This is a genomic window from Arcanobacterium phocae (assembly GCF_018913465.1).
GTDB classification, from domain to species: domain Bacteria; phylum Actinomycetota; class Actinomycetes; order Actinomycetales; family Actinomycetaceae; genus Arcanobacterium; species Arcanobacterium phocae_A.
This window is the reverse complement of record NZ_JABAPM010000003.1, coordinates 155,134-170,816: the sequence shown is the minus strand read 5'-3', so window position 1 is coordinate 170,816 and position 15,683 is coordinate 155,134. Positions and strand designations below refer to the sequence as shown.

The 15,683-nt window shown below is 49.7% G+C and carries 10 protein-coding genes and 2 tRNA genes; 2 read left to right on the top strand and 10 right to left on the bottom strand.

The genetic code is table 11. The features are described 5' to 3' along the window. Nucleotides 1-55: 55 nt before the first annotated feature. Nucleotides 56-3,217 carry a glycoside hydrolase family 20 protein gene (locus tag KSO86_RS05140; protein ID WP_216378521.1) on the bottom strand — a complete coding sequence of 1,054 codons (3,162 nt, stop codon included), beginning with the start codon at nt 3,215-3,217 and terminating at the stop codon, nt 56-58. Nucleotides 3,218-3,498: 281 nt separating this feature from the next. Between KSO86_RS05140 and KSO86_RS05135 the strand changes: the two genes are divergently transcribed. Both KSO86_RS05135 and KSO86_RS08680 read left to right on the top strand, forming a co-directional pair. Continuing rightward, nucleotides 3,499-5,127: an ABC transporter ATP-binding protein gene (locus KSO86_RS05135; protein ID WP_216378520.1), complete on the top strand. Its 1,629-nt coding sequence runs from the start codon at nt 3,499-3,501 to the stop codon at nt 5,125-5,127. Continuing rightward, nucleotides 5,124-6,737 carry an ATP-binding cassette domain-containing protein gene (locus KSO86_RS08680; protein WP_216378519.1) on the top strand — a complete coding sequence of 538 codons (1,614 nt, stop codon included), beginning with the start codon at nt 5,124-5,126 and terminating at the stop codon, nt 6,735-6,737. Before KSO86_RS05135 ends, KSO86_RS08680 begins: the two co-directional genes overlap by 4 nt. A 146-nt stretch (nt 6,738-6,883) precedes the next feature. Here the strand turns inward: KSO86_RS08680 and KSO86_RS05125 are convergent. The 9 genes from KSO86_RS05125 to dnaN all read right to left on the bottom strand — a co-directional run bounded on the left by KSO86_RS05125 (nt 6,884) and on the right by dnaN (nt 15,582). Beyond that, nucleotides 6,884-6,956, bottom strand: a tRNA-Ala gene (locus KSO86_RS05125). Between the two features lie 22 nt (nt 6,957-6,978). Next, nucleotides 6,979-7,098: a DLW-39 family protein gene (locus KSO86_RS05120; RefSeq protein ID WP_216378518.1), complete on the bottom strand. Its 120-nt coding sequence runs from the start codon at nt 7,096-7,098 to the stop codon at nt 6,979-6,981. Between the two features lie 23 nt (nt 7,099-7,121). Beyond that, nucleotides 7,122-7,195 (bottom strand) — tRNA-Ile (locus KSO86_RS05115). Between the two features lie 106 nt (nt 7,196-7,301). Next, nucleotides 7,302-7,739: a DUF3566 domain-containing protein gene (locus tag KSO86_RS05110; protein WP_216378517.1), complete on the bottom strand. Its 438-nt coding sequence runs from the start codon at nt 7,737-7,739 to the stop codon at nt 7,302-7,304. Nucleotides 7,740-7,782: 43 nt separating this feature from the next. After that, the gene (gyrA, locus tag KSO86_RS05105) at nt 7,783-10,353 is read right to left on the bottom strand and encodes a DNA gyrase subunit A (RefSeq protein WP_216378516.1); all 2,571 of its coding nucleotides are present in this window, start codon (nt 10,351-10,353) and stop codon (nt 7,783-7,785) included. A gap of 23 nt (nt 10,354-10,376) precedes the next feature. Further along, complete coding sequence (gene gyrB / locus KSO86_RS05100; RefSeq protein WP_436231417.1) at nt 10,377-12,425, bottom strand: DNA topoisomerase (ATP-hydrolyzing) subunit B; 2,049 nt, start codon at nt 12,423-12,425, stop codon at nt 10,377-10,379. 205 nt (nt 12,426-12,630) lie between these two features. Continuing rightward, the gene (locus tag KSO86_RS05095; RefSeq protein ID WP_091279399.1) at nt 12,631-13,230 is read right to left on the bottom strand and encodes a DciA family protein; all 600 of its coding nucleotides are present in this window, start codon (nt 13,228-13,230) and stop codon (nt 12,631-12,633) included. Then, entirely contained in the window at nt 13,230-14,459 is a 1,230-nt protein-coding gene (recF, locus tag KSO86_RS05090) for a DNA replication/repair protein RecF (protein WP_216378515.1), read from the bottom strand. Before recF ends, KSO86_RS05095 begins: the two co-directional genes overlap by 1 nt. Nucleotides 14,460-14,463: 4 nt before the next feature. Then, nucleotides 14,464-15,582 carry a DNA polymerase III subunit beta gene (dnaN, locus tag KSO86_RS05085; RefSeq protein ID WP_216378514.1) on the bottom strand — a complete coding sequence of 373 codons (1,119 nt, stop codon included), beginning with the start codon at nt 15,580-15,582 and terminating at the stop codon, nt 14,464-14,466. Nucleotides 15,583-15,683: the final 101 nt, after the last annotated feature.

Below are 15,683 nucleotides of genomic sequence, written 5' to 3'. Positions count from 1 at the left end.
GCTGAGGGGAATAGTATTTCAATTCCCCTCAGCGTATGTTTTTATAATTGCATCATCACGATTCGTAACGACGACGAAGCAGAATCATCGCCATTCCGAAACCTAGCAAGGTAACCGAGATAACTCCAACAAAAATAAGCGAGCTACCAGTTTTTGCAAGAACTTGCGTGTGTTGCGATGTAACCTGGTTCTGGTTTGGGACCTGTCCATGTCCGTCTGTACGTGACTCAACTACGGTAATTCGCACAATAGATGATGGCTGATGCATGCCAGCAACATTTGATGTTGCAACCACATAGTGCGTTCCCAGCGGAGCATCAGTAGTCTTTACATCAAATTCAGCGCTACCACTATCTGAGGCAGTCACATCACCAATCTTTGATGGTTCAGAATACAAGTACACACGTGCTTGCGCATTCTTCTCCAATCCAGCGAAAGTGACTTTAACGTTTTCGCCTCGTTCCACTGTATATTTGCCATCAAGCTTAACGCTCTCATCAGCCAACGCTTTCTCAATCATCCCCGAATCAGAATAAACTGGATCAAGATTAATCCCAGGAACAAGCGGTAGCCAATCGACATGTGGACGGGCAGGTGGCTCAGGCTGCGGTGCCGGCTCAGGCTGCGGTGCCGGCTCAGGCTGCGGATCAACTGGCGGAACTGGTTTTTCATCGTGAGTATCTGGTACCTGTGGTTTGCGATCAACTATGAAATCAAGAGTTGCTACGCTTGGTTCAGCAGGCTTCAGTACATATTCAGCTGCGCTCGTTAGTTCTACGGAGGCCTTCTTGTCAGCATCTTTGGCTATTGTGGCATCCCAGGCGAAAGATATGGATTGGCTTGGCTCAAGGCTACCATTCCAAGTAAGTTTTCCAGCATTGTCAAGCTTTGCTGGAGCAACCTTCAGCGGACCGCCTGCACTGTAAGCTTCAATCTCGAATAGTGAAATTCCGTATTCAGGAAGAGAACGTTCGTTTCCTGTTATCGTGATTGCCGTTACACGTTTCTGGTCAATACTATGCTCTGCCCATACCGCATTTTTATTACTCTCGCGAGTAAACGCGAACTTATCTACTGTGGTGGAACCATCTGGATGAGCATAGGAAACCGTGTACTTTGTTGCATAGGCCCCTTCCCAGGCTAACCGAAGTTTGACAAGATCTGTTGCTTCTTTAAATGTGACAGTGATGGATTCGCCGTCTTTCTTGCCGACTGATGACCATCTCGAGTCAGCGTTCGAGGCATCTCCATCAATAGCTTTGCTGGCATCAAACTTCGCAACCTCTACAGAACTTGCCTTAGCTGTAGCGCCTTCTGATGCAAGAGCAACGTTTTTCCCTTCTGATTTAACAGGTTTACCGTCATTATCAAGAACTTTAACTGGTACGTCACCAGCTGCTGTTTCAAGGAACGTAGACGTTACTTTCGCATCAATAGGGAATGTTTGATTGGATGTATTTTTTATTTGTCCAGTCACAGTGACTGCCATTCCAGGTTTCACCGCTGTTCCAGATTGTGGAGAGATTAGGTCTGATTGGGTTCCGACGACGATCTGGTCAATGTTTGCCGGTATTTCTGGAGCATCTCCAACTGCAGCCATTGCATTCGTGAATTCTTTGATTGTGCGCTTATCGCCGGAATACCAAACGCGATCTGCAAACGCAGTGTATGGACCTTTCGACTTGTTAGCAACTTGTTCTTCAGTCAATGCGCGAGCCATGTCGGACCAAATAGCAAAGGATGCACCACGTAACCAGGTTGGATATGTTGTATCTTTACCTAGCACTGGTTTTTCTTGTGGAAATGCCTGAGGTCCACGACCTTGAGCTAAGCTTGGGAATCTCCCTGCGTGGAAACCGCCATCAACAGAATCATTGCGCTGGCCTAGATAGACACGCTCAACTGTTGGATACTTATATCCAGCTGCCTCACCAAGTACAAAGTACATGTATGCATCGTTGAAATTAACTAGATTAAACCCGTGATCCACAAAATTTTGAACTGAAGTCATAGACTTATCCCAATTCGTCCAATAATCAATTGTGAGATCTTTATTCAGTTCAACCTTTTGTTTTACATCCGAACGATAAAAAGCATCATTCCACACTCGGACATCAGTCTTGTGATACTTGTCTTTCACATAGGTAGCCATGTCGTTAATGAATGACACAAAACCGTCAACAAATTCTTTGTCTTGACCAAGCTTAGCTTTAATACGATCGACCGCTGCTGGATATTTCTGTCCTGCCTGAGTGAAGTTTACGTATTCATCTGCTCCTAGATGCCATTTATTTGTATCAGGGAAAAGGGGAGCAAACTCATCAATGAGTTCTTTGACAAATTTTTCTGCTTCGGGTTTGGAAAAATCAAGACCGCGAAGATGCTCTTCATTATTAGAGCCAATGTATCTCGGCTCTAAGCGAAGATCCGCATGCTGAGATAGTACTTGCTTCATATGTCCTGGCATATCCAGTGCAGGTATCACCTCAATATGATATTTCTTTGCTTCTGCTAGTATCTCAGCCAGCTCGCTTTGAGAAATATATCCGTCCGACGACATGATTTCTGGATGTTTCTTCGATTCCAGTCGGAAACCTTCATTTTCTGAAAAGTGGAGTTGCAACGTATTAATCTTGCGGTAGCTCAATTGATGAATCAGATTCAGAAGATAATTTTTAGAATAGAATTTCCGGGCCATATCTTGATGGAACGATCGCTCACTAACATCAGCCCAATCATTAACCGTTCCTGCTTGCACACCACCTGAGCTGGCAACCGACTGAACAACAGTCTGTTCACCCCAGAAGGCCCCGTCCACGGATTTTCCGGTTACCGTTAACCGGTCTTTAGTCGAAACAATCTGATATCCATCATCACGCGGAACATCTTTTAGTTCCGGATCGACGCGGAGTACAATATCGTCAGCGTCAGCTTCACCATCGATTTCTACTGTTGGCTTTATTTTGCTCTTAATAGCCAAATCCAGAGCAAGTTTATTCGCATCTTCTTTAAGGATCGAGGGAGCTACAATTTTTGTTCCCTTCGACAGTTTCCACGGTTGTCCGTCATCGGCACTAAAATGACGCACAGCAGGAATAACGGCTTTGATTCCTGCTTCTTCTGATGGTGTTGCAAGCGCACTCGAAACACAACTTAAAGAAGAAAACGCAAGAACTGTTGCTATTGCGCCTCCAATTAGTTTTTTATGGGTAGACATCATTGTCCCTTCCAAGCGAAATACGTCTAAGGACGATATATAGCTCATTGATTCTAAGGCTGTGTCGAATCTCCATACGGGCAATCATCATTGATTTTACGTATCTTCATTCTTCACGTTTTCAGTCTAGTTGCTAAAACGTTTTAGTAAAACCATTTTTTACAAACAAATATAGAAATCTTCACTATCCACGCCGCACAAAATCTCGCCCAGCGCAACGGTAGCGCCTATATCGCACTACCGTGCTGAATCTCGAGATTTTGTGTCTACAATGAGAGTATATGTTACGTAATATTCAGATAAAAACCCTGTCATGGACAGCCGGTTTGGCTATAGCGTATGTAATCCGGGTTTCGGCGGCATTGGTTGAGGTCGTAGCAATCGCTAACCTGCTAACGAACCTAAGCTCCAACGGTGGTGCTGCCCTTGTGTGGTTTAGCGTTCTGGGCGGATGCTACGCAGTGCGCTATAGCGTGCCGGTGGTCTTGCGTTACCTTCATAGAGTTGGTGGCGCGTCATTCGATGCTATTTTGGTCAACAAGCTAGTAGAAACCATGTGCGTACTACCGCCGTTCGACGTCATGAATCCACACGTTCGCTCAGAATTTGAACGGCTTGTTGATTCTCCTGGTAAAGCTTGGATAAACGTCTTGTTCTACATCGGGCGGATTCTTGAGATAGCGGTCCAGGGAATTGGCCTGAGTATCTTAATCTCGCACACGATTGGTCCACTGCGTGCCAGCCTGCCGTTACTCCTTATTCCGCCAGTGGTCATTCTTTCCTTAACTGTTGGTAGAAAACGAACTCTTTTAGAACGAAAACTAGCTGCGCCACGGATGCGACGTAACTATCTCGAGTCAATTTTTACTCATCGAACATATGCTCAAGAAGTACGCGTTTTCGATATTAATTCTCCGTTTGCCCAGGACTGGCAAGAAAAGAGTGAATCGGTTCGTCATATTCTCAACCGTCGCGAATTAGCCTACTACGGTTTTTTAAAATTCCCGGTTCTTGGTATCGGGGCTGCGTTAGGTTTACAGCTTTTGGTTATGACCAACGATCTTGTCTCGGGCGCTGTATCAATCGAAATATTCACTAGTTTTATCGTCGCTTATCTTTCTTTCGTGTCGTCTATTTCTTGGTCGCTGTCTGAGTCGATCGACGAACTGACCACAAATATTACTATTGTTCGCGATATTCGCCGTTTCATAACGCAATCGGCCTCGCCGTCGTCGCCTGAACCAAGCATCTTTGATGCTGAACGAGATTATCGACTAACAATCGAAGACTTATCGTTCACTTATCCTGGCGAAACAAACCCGGTTCTCGATATCTCACGCGCTACGTTTAAAGCAGGTATGCGGTACGGGATTTGCGGAGAAAATGGGGCTGGGAAAACAACGCTAGCAAACATTCTTATGGGAGTTTTTCCGGAAACCGATTATCAGGGAGCGTTGTGGATAAGGTCCGAGGATGTCCGTCGTCGTCTCAATAGCAACGACGACGTCGGTGTGGTCCAATATCCTTATTCTTTCCCAGTATCTGGCCGCGATTTCCTTCGCTTGGGAGATAGTAGCCCACTGCCTAGCGACGATATGGAAGAACTGTTTCGCGGAACTGGGCTTGCTGAGAATCCTGATCGGCTCATCACTTCTGGACTTGCCGACGGGACAGGACTATCTGGTGGGCAACTCAAACGGTTAGCGTTAGCACGCGCCCTGAGTAGCTCAGCACCTATTCTGATTCTCGATGAACCAAGCGCATGGCTAGATCACACATGGTTAGCTTGGTTAACCAATCGCCTTGAACACAACTGGAAACAACGCCTAGTCATTATTATTTCTCACGACGAGGAACTCTTAGCTGATTGTGATGTTGTTATGCGACTAGAGAAGGGAGCCTTGGCGTGAAGACTCTTCTATGGTGGTTTCGACTCGAATGGCACATCTCCAGACTCTTCCTTCTTTTATGTTTCTTCCTCGTAGCTGCGGACGCTATTTTTCTTGCCGGTGCTACATATGGGCTGCAATGGTTAGTCACTTCCCTCACCGAAGCCTCCGCGAGCGGTGATTCAGCGATTGCTACGCGGGCCATAGTGATTTATCTCGGGATCATTCTTGGCGGAATCGTGCTTAATTCCTTCCACAATATTGCCTACGCGGCACACGACCGGAAAATCTATAATCGCGTTTGTAAGCAGATTATTCGTGCTGCGCGAATAATGCCTTACGAGTCTTATGATTCAGCACGCGATGTTGATTTGTTGGCTCAAGCACGTACTGGCATTGTTGCCGGGACTGAATCTGTACGCACGGTAGTGACAGTTGTTCTCTACTATGTTCCATATTTACTTGCGATGGTCGTGTTCTTTATCGATTCTGTCCCATGGCTGGGGCTTGCATTGCCATTAGCTGCACTGCCGGCTATCTGGGTGCAGATGGTTGAATTGAAGAACGCGCCGGCTTTTGAAACGGAACAGGTATCAGTTAAGCGAGTTCAAGAAGAACTCATCACTGCGTCTTTAGATGCTCCTGCTAACTTTGAACTACGCGCAATTAACGGGACAACACACTTCCTCCAACACTTACAGCACGTGAGTAATCGCTTGTACCGGTTCCACCGCAAACGTGAATCGTGGTCACTGAAACGTCATCTGCTTTCCCAAGCAGGAGAATGGGCAACACTCATGGTCATGGTAGGCCTCCTAGTGATCGCTGGGTGGACAAAATCAGCCGATATAGCGCTCGTAGCTGCGGGTATTTCAGCGATGGCAACCATCTACGACATCCTCGATGAAATGATGAGTCTGCGTGCCGGTGACCTTGGCAGAGATCTTGAAAAAAGTAGGAAGGTCATCAACCTACTAACGCAACCACAGCCTAAGCCGGTTCGAGGATGCTTGTCATTAATCAATGTTTCCTACACGTACCCGAATGCTGATACTCCCGCACTCACCGATATTAACCTCACTCTCACACCAGGCCAGGTATGCGCCCTCGTAGGGAGTAATGGATCCGGAAAATCCACACTCATCCGTCTACTCCTAGGCCTCGTTGAACCGACAAGTGGAATCCGGCAGTGTTTTGTAGACCGGTGTAGTGTTATCTTCCAAAACTATGCCCGCTATAAAGCATCCTTAGCTCTCAACGTCCAAATTTCAGACTATGCAGCCCCGCTAGAAGAAGGCGCCTGGTCAACATCTATCACTGATAGCCAGGGAAATACGATAGCTTACGAGCAAGAAATCGGCAGCCACACTGACGGCCATGAACTCTCCGGCGGTCAATGGCAACGCATCGCTATCGCGCGAATGATCCACCGCCGAAACGCCCAGCTAGTCATTCTTGATGAGCCATCAGTATCACTCGACGCTACGCATCGCGAACAATTACGTGCTCTCCTCAACGACCTCACAGAAAATGGTACTGCCGTCTTACTAGTCACGCACGATCCTCAGCTACTAACTGCTGCCCAGCAGATTATCCACCTAGAATCCGGGAAAATCATGCAGGAAGCGTAGTTGGCTGGATTTCTACACCGTACAAAATCTCGCCCCGCGTAACGGTAGTAGCCTATATCGCACTACCATGCTGAATCTCGAGATTTTGTGCGGCACAGACCAAACAAAAGATCCCGGTAGGCTATTTCCTACCGGGATCTTGTCTGTGGAGCTAAGGGGACTCGAACCCCTGACCCTCTGCTTGCAAAGCAGATGCGCTACCAGCTGCGCCATAGCCCCGTTTCGAACTGTTCGTTCGAAGCTATTCTACAGGATCTGTGACTGATTGCCACATTGCCTGCGTTTGCATCGTTTCCGATGCTTTGAGGAATAATGCATATCCCCCAACTACTGCGAGAGTGACGAGAACGAATTTCTTCATCGCTCCTCCTTCTCACGTTAGCGTGGGCCTAGATGGACTCGAACCATCGACCTCTACATTATCAGTGTAGCGCTCTAACCGACTGAGCTATAGGCCCTTGTGCATTTCTTCGTGCCGAATTAGATTAACTCAATTTCGAGTTCAGAATCAAACCACAACAGCCCCAAGCAATGCACGTCACATTTTCATGTGACTATTTCAGACTATTCATCTGTAACGGTCACATGTAAGCCGCCTACCAGCATGGCAACGACGTTGTACACGAGTGCCATGAGCGCGCCGAAAGCGGTCATCAACACAATCTCAATCACTCCTACCACAACGGAGAATGACATGACACGCCCAAACTCCATGAACTGCCCCAATTGCAGCAACGCTTCTGAGTTGAGCGTCTTGAGCAGCCCATCAATTTGTGACCAAACATGCATCGAATCGAGCACGAACCACAAAACGGCGGTAGCAATTACTAGCATGATGCCGATTGCAACTGATACCAAGAATGACAGTTTCAGAGCCGACCATGGGTCAACCCGGGAAATCGTCATCTTGACTCGCCGAATGCCAACTTCTTGCTTTTCATGTGGCACGATTTCTTGCACCATGGTTGGCTGCGACGTTGTTTCGTCAGTTGTGGTTGTCATCTTCTTCTCCATTGACCTGGTAGTGAGTGATTCACAAGTAGGGTTATTCTACTTCGGTAGCGGTTTGTGCGTCATCTTTCGCGTCAGATTCTGGTTCGACGACGGCGGTACCGTCTACTTCCGTATCTTCGTCCTCTTCGGCTTCTTTTTCCATATTGAGCGCGATGGAAATAATCTTGTCACCCTTGTCTGGGGTAGCAAACTTGACGCCTTGAGTATTACGGCCAGTCAGTGACACTTCGTCTACTGCTGAACGCACCACCTTGCCCGATTCCATAATGACCATAACTTCGTCACCTGGATGAGTGATGAGCGCGCCCACAAGATCGCCACGGGACTCAACCACGTTAGCAACCTTGATACCCAGGCCAGCACGGCCCTGGACTCGGTACTGCTCGATATCAGTGCGCTTAGCGAAGCCACCTTCAGTCACAACAAAGACTTCCGCACCTTCGTCAACAATATCCATTGCAAGCAACCGATCGTCGCCGCGGAACTTCATACCAGTCACACCGGAGGTTGCTCGACCCATTGGACGCAAGGTTTCGTCGTCGGCCGTGAAACGCAAGGACTGTCCACCGCGTGAGACGAGGATGACGTCGTCGCCCTCATTCAGCAAACGGGCAGCCACGAGACGGTCAGTTGTGCCATCTTCACGTTCGCGCAGCTTGACGGCGATCAAACCGCCGGTACGGGCAGAATCGTAGTCGCTCAAGCGAGTCTTCTTCACGAGGCCGTCTTCGGTGGCAAGCACAAGATAGTCGGCTTGATCGTAGCTACGGATCGAGACCATTGAAGCAATTGATTCACCTGGCTGGAATGCCAACATGTTGGCAATATGCTGACCCTTGGCATCGCGTGCGCCTTCTGGTAGCTCGTAGCCCTTGATTCGGTAAACCCGTCCCTGATTGGTAAAGAATAGCTGCCAATCGTGAGTAGAGGTGATACCGAAATGCTCGACGATATCGTCGTCACGCAATGAGGTTCCCTTAATTCCCTTGCCGCCGCGATGCTGGGCGCGGTATTCGCTGACCTTGGTACGCTTGACGAATCCAGAACGGGTAATGGTGATAACGACGTCGTCTTCCGGAATCAAATCCTCATCGGACATTTCACCGTCAAATGGGAGGATCTTGGTACGGCGTTCGTCGCCGAACTTGGCAACAATCTCGCCGAGTTCGTCCGCCACGATGGTGCGCTGCCGGCCCGGAGAAGCCAAAATATCCCGGTAATCGTCACGCAATGCCATCTTTTCGTCACGCTCGTCCAGGATCTTTTGCCGTTCGAGAGCGGCTAGACGGCGAAGCTGCATAGCTAAAATATGATCGGCTTGAATTTCGTTGATGTCAAGAAGTTTCTTCAGGCCTTCGCGAGCTTCATCTACGGTTGGCGAGCGGCGAATCAAGGCGATCACTTCATCGAGCGCATCGAGGGCTTTAACGAGTCCCTCTAAAATCATCAAGCGCTCAAGGACCTTACGGAGCCGGAATTCGGTACGACGGCGAATCACTTCGATCTGGTGATCAACCCAGTGGCGGACAAAACCATCGAGTGAAAGCGTGCGTGGCACACCGTCAACCAGAGCCAGCATATTGGCTGGGAAGTTGTTTTGCATCTGAGTGTGCTTGTAGAGGTTGTTGAGCACAACCTTGGCAACCGCGTCCTTCTTAAGGACGACGACGATGCGCTGGCCGGCGCGCCCGGAGGTTTCGTCGCGAATATCGGCGATGCCTGGCAGACGGCCGTCTTTAATACCTTCCACCATCTTGTCAAGCAAGCGATCAGGATTGACTTGGTATGGCAGATCGGTGATAACGAGGCATTGACGCCCATTGATTTCATCAACTTCAACAACTGCGCGCTGCGTGATCGAACCATTTCCGGTCCGATACATCGACTCGATGCCTTTGGTTCCGAGAATTGTTGCCCCAGTTGGGAAATCTGGTCCTTTGACGCGGGCAATCAGTGCTTCGAGGAGCTCTTCACGGGTCGCTTCTGGGTGTTCGAGGAACCACTGAACACCTTCGGCAACTTCACGTAGGTTATGCGGTGGAATACGGGTAGCCATACCAACCGCAATACCTTCCGAACCGTTAACTAGTAGGTTCGGGAAACGAGCGGTGAGCACGGTTGGTTCCTGTACCGAACCGTCAAAGTTTGGTGTGAAATCAACTGTGTCTTCGTTAATGTCACGGACCATTTCAACGGCGAGCTGAGCCATGCGAGCCTCAGTGTAACGCGGTGCAGCGGCACCAAGGTCACCTGCAGTACCGAAGTTTCCTTGGCCGGCGACCAGTGGATAGCGCAGGTTCCATGGCTGGACCATGCGAACCATTGTGTCGTAGATTGCGGCATCACCGTGCGGGTGGAAGTTACCCATCACGTCACCAACAATTTTCACCGACTTAGAGAAGGAGGAATCTGGCCGGTAGCCGCCGTCCCACATCGCGTAAATGACTCGGCGGTGGACAGGTTTCATGCCGTCGCGAACGTCTGGAAGTGCGCGGCCGATGATGACGGACATCGCGTAGTCCAAATAGGACGTTTCCATTTCGCGCTGGAGATCGACGTCCTTGATGAGGCCGTGGTTGTATTCTGCTATTTCTTCAGTCATGAGTTGTTCTTAACCAGCCATTCTTAAATGTCGAGGAAGCGGACGTCGTGGGCATTGCGTTGGATGAAGGAACGACGTGATGCGACGTCTTCACCCATCAAGATCGAGAAGGATTCATCTGTTGCGGCCGCTTCGCCGATGCTGACGCGCTTCAAGGTACGGGTTTCTGGATTCATGGTGGTATCCCACAATTCTGAATCGTTCATTTCACCAAGACCCTTGTATCGCTGAATGCCTTGGCCTTCGGCTTTCGGTAAGCGCTTTCCAGCTGCGAGTCCTTCTTCGAGTTTGATGTCTCGTTCTTTATCAGAGAAGACATACTCGTGGTCTGCATTCGTCCACTTGATGCGGTAGAGCGGCGGCATCGCCAAGAAGATATAACCGTGTTCGATCAGTGGGCGCATGTAGCGGTAGACCAGGGTCAACAGCAAGGTTGCAATGTGCTGGCCGTCCACATCAGCATCCGCCATGAATACGATCTTGTGGTAACGCAACTTGTTGATGTCGAATTCTTCGCCAACACCAGTTCCGAACGCAGTGATCAGGCTCTGGATGGATTCGGATGATAGTGCACGATCAAGCCGTGCTTTTTCAACGTTCAAAATCTTTCCACGAATCGGCATGATCGCCTGATGGTTCGGATCACGGCCGTTAACAGCGGAACCGCCTGCCGAATCACCCTCAACAATGAAGATTTCACATTCGGCTGGATTATTCGAGGTGCAATCCTTGAGCTTTCCAGGCATTGCAGCCGATTCCAGAACGGACTTACGCCGGGTTGCTTCACGTGCTTTACGTGCCGCTAACCGAGCAGTTTGCGCTTGGGTTGCCTTGCGAATAATCTCTTTTCCTTCGCCCGGATGCATATCGAGCCAATCCGTGAGCTGGGCGTATGTGGTTTGCTGAACAAAGGTTCGTGCTTCCGTGTTGCCGAGCTTAGTCTTGGTCTGGCCTTCGAATTGTGGTTCGCCGAGCTTAATCGAGATGACGGCTGTTAGGCCTTCACGAATATCGTCACCGGTCAGGTTGGCGTCTTTTTCTTTCAGGAGACCCTTGTCTCGTGCGTACTTATTGATAATCGAGGTCAGCGCGGTACGGAAACCTTCTTCGTGAGTTCCACCTTCAGTAGTGTTAATCGTGTTTGCGAATGTGTGCAACGATTCGGAGTAGCCGTTGGTCCACTGCATTGCGACTTCAACCGAGATGACTCGTTCTTTGTCTTCAGCTTCGAAGTAAATCGGTTCGGCGTGAACCGGTTCTGCCTTCTTAGTTTTGATTAGGTAGGTGACGTAGTCATGCAGGCCGTTGTCATATTGGTAGGTGACTGAGGTGTGCTTCTTTTCGACGTCGTTCTCTTCCCCGGTGACTTCATCGCCGTCGGCAACCGCAGATTCCCGTTCGTCAATCAGTGTGATCTTGAGACTCTTGTTCAAGAACGCCATCTGGTGGAAGCGTTGGCGAAGGGTGTCAAAATCAAAATCGACGGTTTCAAAAATGTCGGCGTTTGGCCAGAACGTTTGGGTTGTTCCGGTCCGATCTGTTGGTTCGCCTTGTTCTAGTGGCGCAACTGGGACACCGTTTTCGTAGGAAATCCGCCAAACATAGCCGTCTCGGCGAACTTCGGTATCCATGCGGGTGGACAGTGCGTTCACAACCGAGATGCCGACGCCGTGTAGACCACCGGAAACAGCATAGGAGCCGTTACCGAATTTTCCACCGGCGTGCAGAACGGTCATAACTACCTGAACTGCTGCGACGCCTTCCGTTGGATGGATATCGACTGGGATTCCACGACCGTCGTCTTCAACTTTCACGCCACCGTTATCAAGCAAGGTGACAGTAATTTCCGAAGCATATCCGGCGAGCGCTTCGTCGACTGAGTTATCGACGACTTCGTAAACAAGGTGATGCAATCCGCGTTCACCAGTTGAACCGATGTACATGCCCGGACGCTTCCGAACAGCTTCAAGACCTTCAAGGACTGTAATGTCAGCTGCGTTGTATTCAGTACCTCGCGCTACTATACCCGCATGTTGTGTAGTCTCATTTGTGGTCTTATTTTCATCTGACACGCGTAGACTTCCCCTCATTCTTCGTGGTGGCACATCTATGGCAAACACATATGTGTTCTACCTCATATAACGTGCGTAAAACCGGCTCTGCTTGATTTCGCCCCTAAAAAGGTAGGGACCTACCTCAAGGCATCCTTAGTTATTATAGCGCGTTTTTACCGCCAGAACATAGGGTTCGAACTAAAATCCCGAAATATTGAAAAGGTTATCCGTAGGTATCGCGCGGTCCACGTCCAGGAACTGACAACCGCCCATGCTTCCACGACGGCACATACGGCCCATTGACCACAATTTCTTTCACTACACCTTCACCGAGCTCTTGCGCGAGTCGGGCATCGAGGTGGTGCAATAGCGAACGAATCTGTTTCTCCCACGCCACCGTTTTTGCCTGCAATGTCAAGGTTCCATCCGGCGTAAAATCAACAACCTCGCAGTGCGCCGCAAACGCTTCGCCAACGATCTCCGGCCATCGAGTCACCACCGATGCCACTTCAACCTGCGAGTTCCACCCACGTTCCTCAATCGCTTTTTTCATCAGTGTGAACACCGGTTGCGGGTCACGATAGGACGGGCGCGCCCCCGACCCAACTTCTTGTCCAGGGCTCGGAACGAGCGGTGCATCCCCGATCGGTTTCGGTTGCGTTGCAGCTAGCGTTGCTCGGGATGTGTTTCGACGACGAACAAAGCCCTGGTCTGCTGCCATGCGACGAACCCGATGCAGAATCTGTAGCGGCAAAATATCGCCGTGTTTGCGAGCAGCTGCCAGCCGTGCCTGCTCAATTTTGTTGTGTGTTGATGTGGCCACTATTCATCACCTGCATCGCGGGTAACGGTGCCATCGTGTACCAAAAACTTTTCACCAGATAGCTCGTCTGGCAAGTCATCTCCCACTGCGGCAGTCACGAATACTTGTTCTCCTTGGCTAACAATGTCAGCTAAGCGTTGCCGACGCCGGGCATCGAGTTCGGCAAAAACATCGTCGAGAATGAGGATGGGTTCGCCGTCGTCGGCCCAATTTCCCGAAACATCATCGCGTAAAACGCGCCACGACGCTAACCGCAACGCGAGCGCATACGACCATGACTCGCCGTGGGAAGCAAATCCTTTCGCTGGCAACGTTCCCAAGGAGATCGCCAAATCGTCGCGATGTGGACCAACTAGGTTGACACCGCGTTCAATTTCTTGAGAACGCCACTGTTTCATTGCGTCAAGAAGCCTCTCCATCATGGCTTTTTCTTCTTGCAGATCTGCTTCATGAGTTGCGATAGCTTCGCTTAAGGATTCATCGGCGTGCAGTTGTTGTGCGGTAGGTAAATCCCAGCCACTGCGATGATCGATGTTGGCTGCGTAGTCGATACGGGCAACGCCTTTTCCGCCGGAAACCTGGTGATAGTACTGGGTAACGTAGGGGCGCAGGGCACTGATAATGCGGGCGCGTTCGGCAATTATTCGTGCACCGAGTTGAGCGAGCTGCTGATCGAAAATGTCGAGCATAGTTTCGTCAGCAACACCGTCACGACGTCGATTTTTCCACAAGGTTTTCAGCAACGCCGCGCGCTGTTTGGCAACTTTTCCGTAGTCTGCCTTAATTTGCGCCATCCGAGGGCGTAGCTGAATAATGACGTCGTCGAGAAAACGACGCCGCACTCCAGGATCACCTTTAATAAGCTCAAGATCTTCCGGCGCGAACATAACGGTTCGCACAATTCCGAGGACGTCAGCAGGTTTGGCGTTACCGCGGTTGATTCGTGCGCGATTTGCCCGCCCAGCCAAAATTTCGATTTCGACCGTTGTTGGCGAATCGCCATGCATGACTTTGGCACGCACTACGCCAGCATTAGCTCCTTGCCGAACGAGACTGGTATCTGCATTCACTCGATGCGAAGAAAACGTTGCAAGATAGCCGATTGCTTCAACTAGATTGGTTTTCCCTTGCCCGTTTTCTCCAACAAATGTTGTCACTCCTGGACGGAAGGACACAACAACGTCGCGATATGAACGAAAATCGTTCAACGCGAGGTCGGTGATATACACGGTGTCAGTTGTTACCGAACGTACGAACAGGCATGAGCAAGAGACGGAAATCGTTCACCGATTCGCCGTCTTTTTCTGCTGTCATAACTGCTGGCTTAGTTGGGTGAGTAACGGCTAGGCGAACCTTTTCACCGCTCATAACCGCAAAACCTTCTTGAAGGAAGATCGGGTTGAACGCCATCTTCAGATCTTCGCCAACGACCTCAGCGGCGAGCGCTTCAGATGCTTGTGCTTGATCGCCTTGTCCAGCTTCGATTGTAACTTCGCCCTCGGTAAAGGAGAGCCGAACTGCAGCATTCTTTTCCACAACTAGGCGCGAACGCTTGATTGCATCAAGCATTTCCATCCGATCCATCACCATGTATCCAGCACTTTCAGCTGGGAACAGTGAGAGGACTTGCGGATATTCGCCATCGATAAGCTGAACTGTGTTTTGCTTACCGCCGGCTGCAAAGCCGATTAAGGAATCTGATAGTGAGATTTCGATTGGCCCGGCCGACCCAAGTGCTTTGGCAATGTCAAGAAGACGCGAGGCACGAACTAGGATGCGCTGGGAAATCGTAGTGTCAGCTGGGGTCCACTTGAGTTCCCGGACTGCAAGACGATAACGGTCTGTTGCCATGAGAGCAATGGAATCACCGTTAATTTCAATGCATACCGAAACCAAAAGTGGCAAGGTGTCATCATTTGAGGCTGCGATCGATACCTGGCTAATTGCTTCGAGCCACTGAGTTCCGTCTACGGTTCCAACAACTGGCGGCATCTCGGAGCCCTCAGTGTAATCTTCACTTGCCATCGTCTTCATCGAGAAGTGCGAAGCTCCGCATTCGATGTCAAGCTTGGTGCCATCGAGAGTCAGTTCGATTGGCTTACGCGGAAGTGCCCGGCAAATATCTGCGAGTAGACGTCCATTGATAAGAACATCGCCAGCGGTGAGAACATCTGCTTCGATATCAACGTGAGACGAGATATCTGAATCGCGTGAACCAAGAGAAACAATACCGTTTTGAGATGCCTGAATTTTCAAACCGGCCAGAACTGGTATCGCTGGACGATTTGGAATGGTTCGTGCAACCCATGTAACGGCTTCTGTGAAGACGTCATGTTCAACGATAATTTTCACCGCAACCTACTTTCCTCAAAATTACTACTTAATACTGTACGCGAAATACCCCACGCGTCGGAATCGAAACGACATTTTTGTGGATTGTTGAGATTTACTCG

Excerpts from the sequence above, each read along its gene's own strand:
- KSO86_RS05110 (WP_216378517.1), bottom strand. The coding sequence starts at position 7,739 with ATGACAACCACAACTGACGAAACAACGTCGCAGCCAACCATGGTGCAA.
- KSO86_RS05135 (WP_216378520.1), top strand. The coding sequence starts at position 3,499 with ATGTTACGTAATATTCAGATAAAAACCCTGTCATGGACAGCCGGTTTG.
- KSO86_RS05140 (WP_216378521.1), bottom strand. The coding sequence starts at position 3,217 with ATGTCTACCCATAAAAAACTAATTGGAGGCGCAATAGCAACAGTTCTT.
- gyrA (WP_216378516.1), bottom strand. The coding sequence starts at position 10,353 with ATGACTGAAGAAATAGCAGAATACAACCACGGCCTCATCAAGGACGTC.
- KSO86_RS05120 (WP_216378518.1), bottom strand. The coding sequence starts at position 7,098 with ATGAAGAAATTCGTTCTCGTCACTCTCGCAGTAGTTGGGGGATATGCA.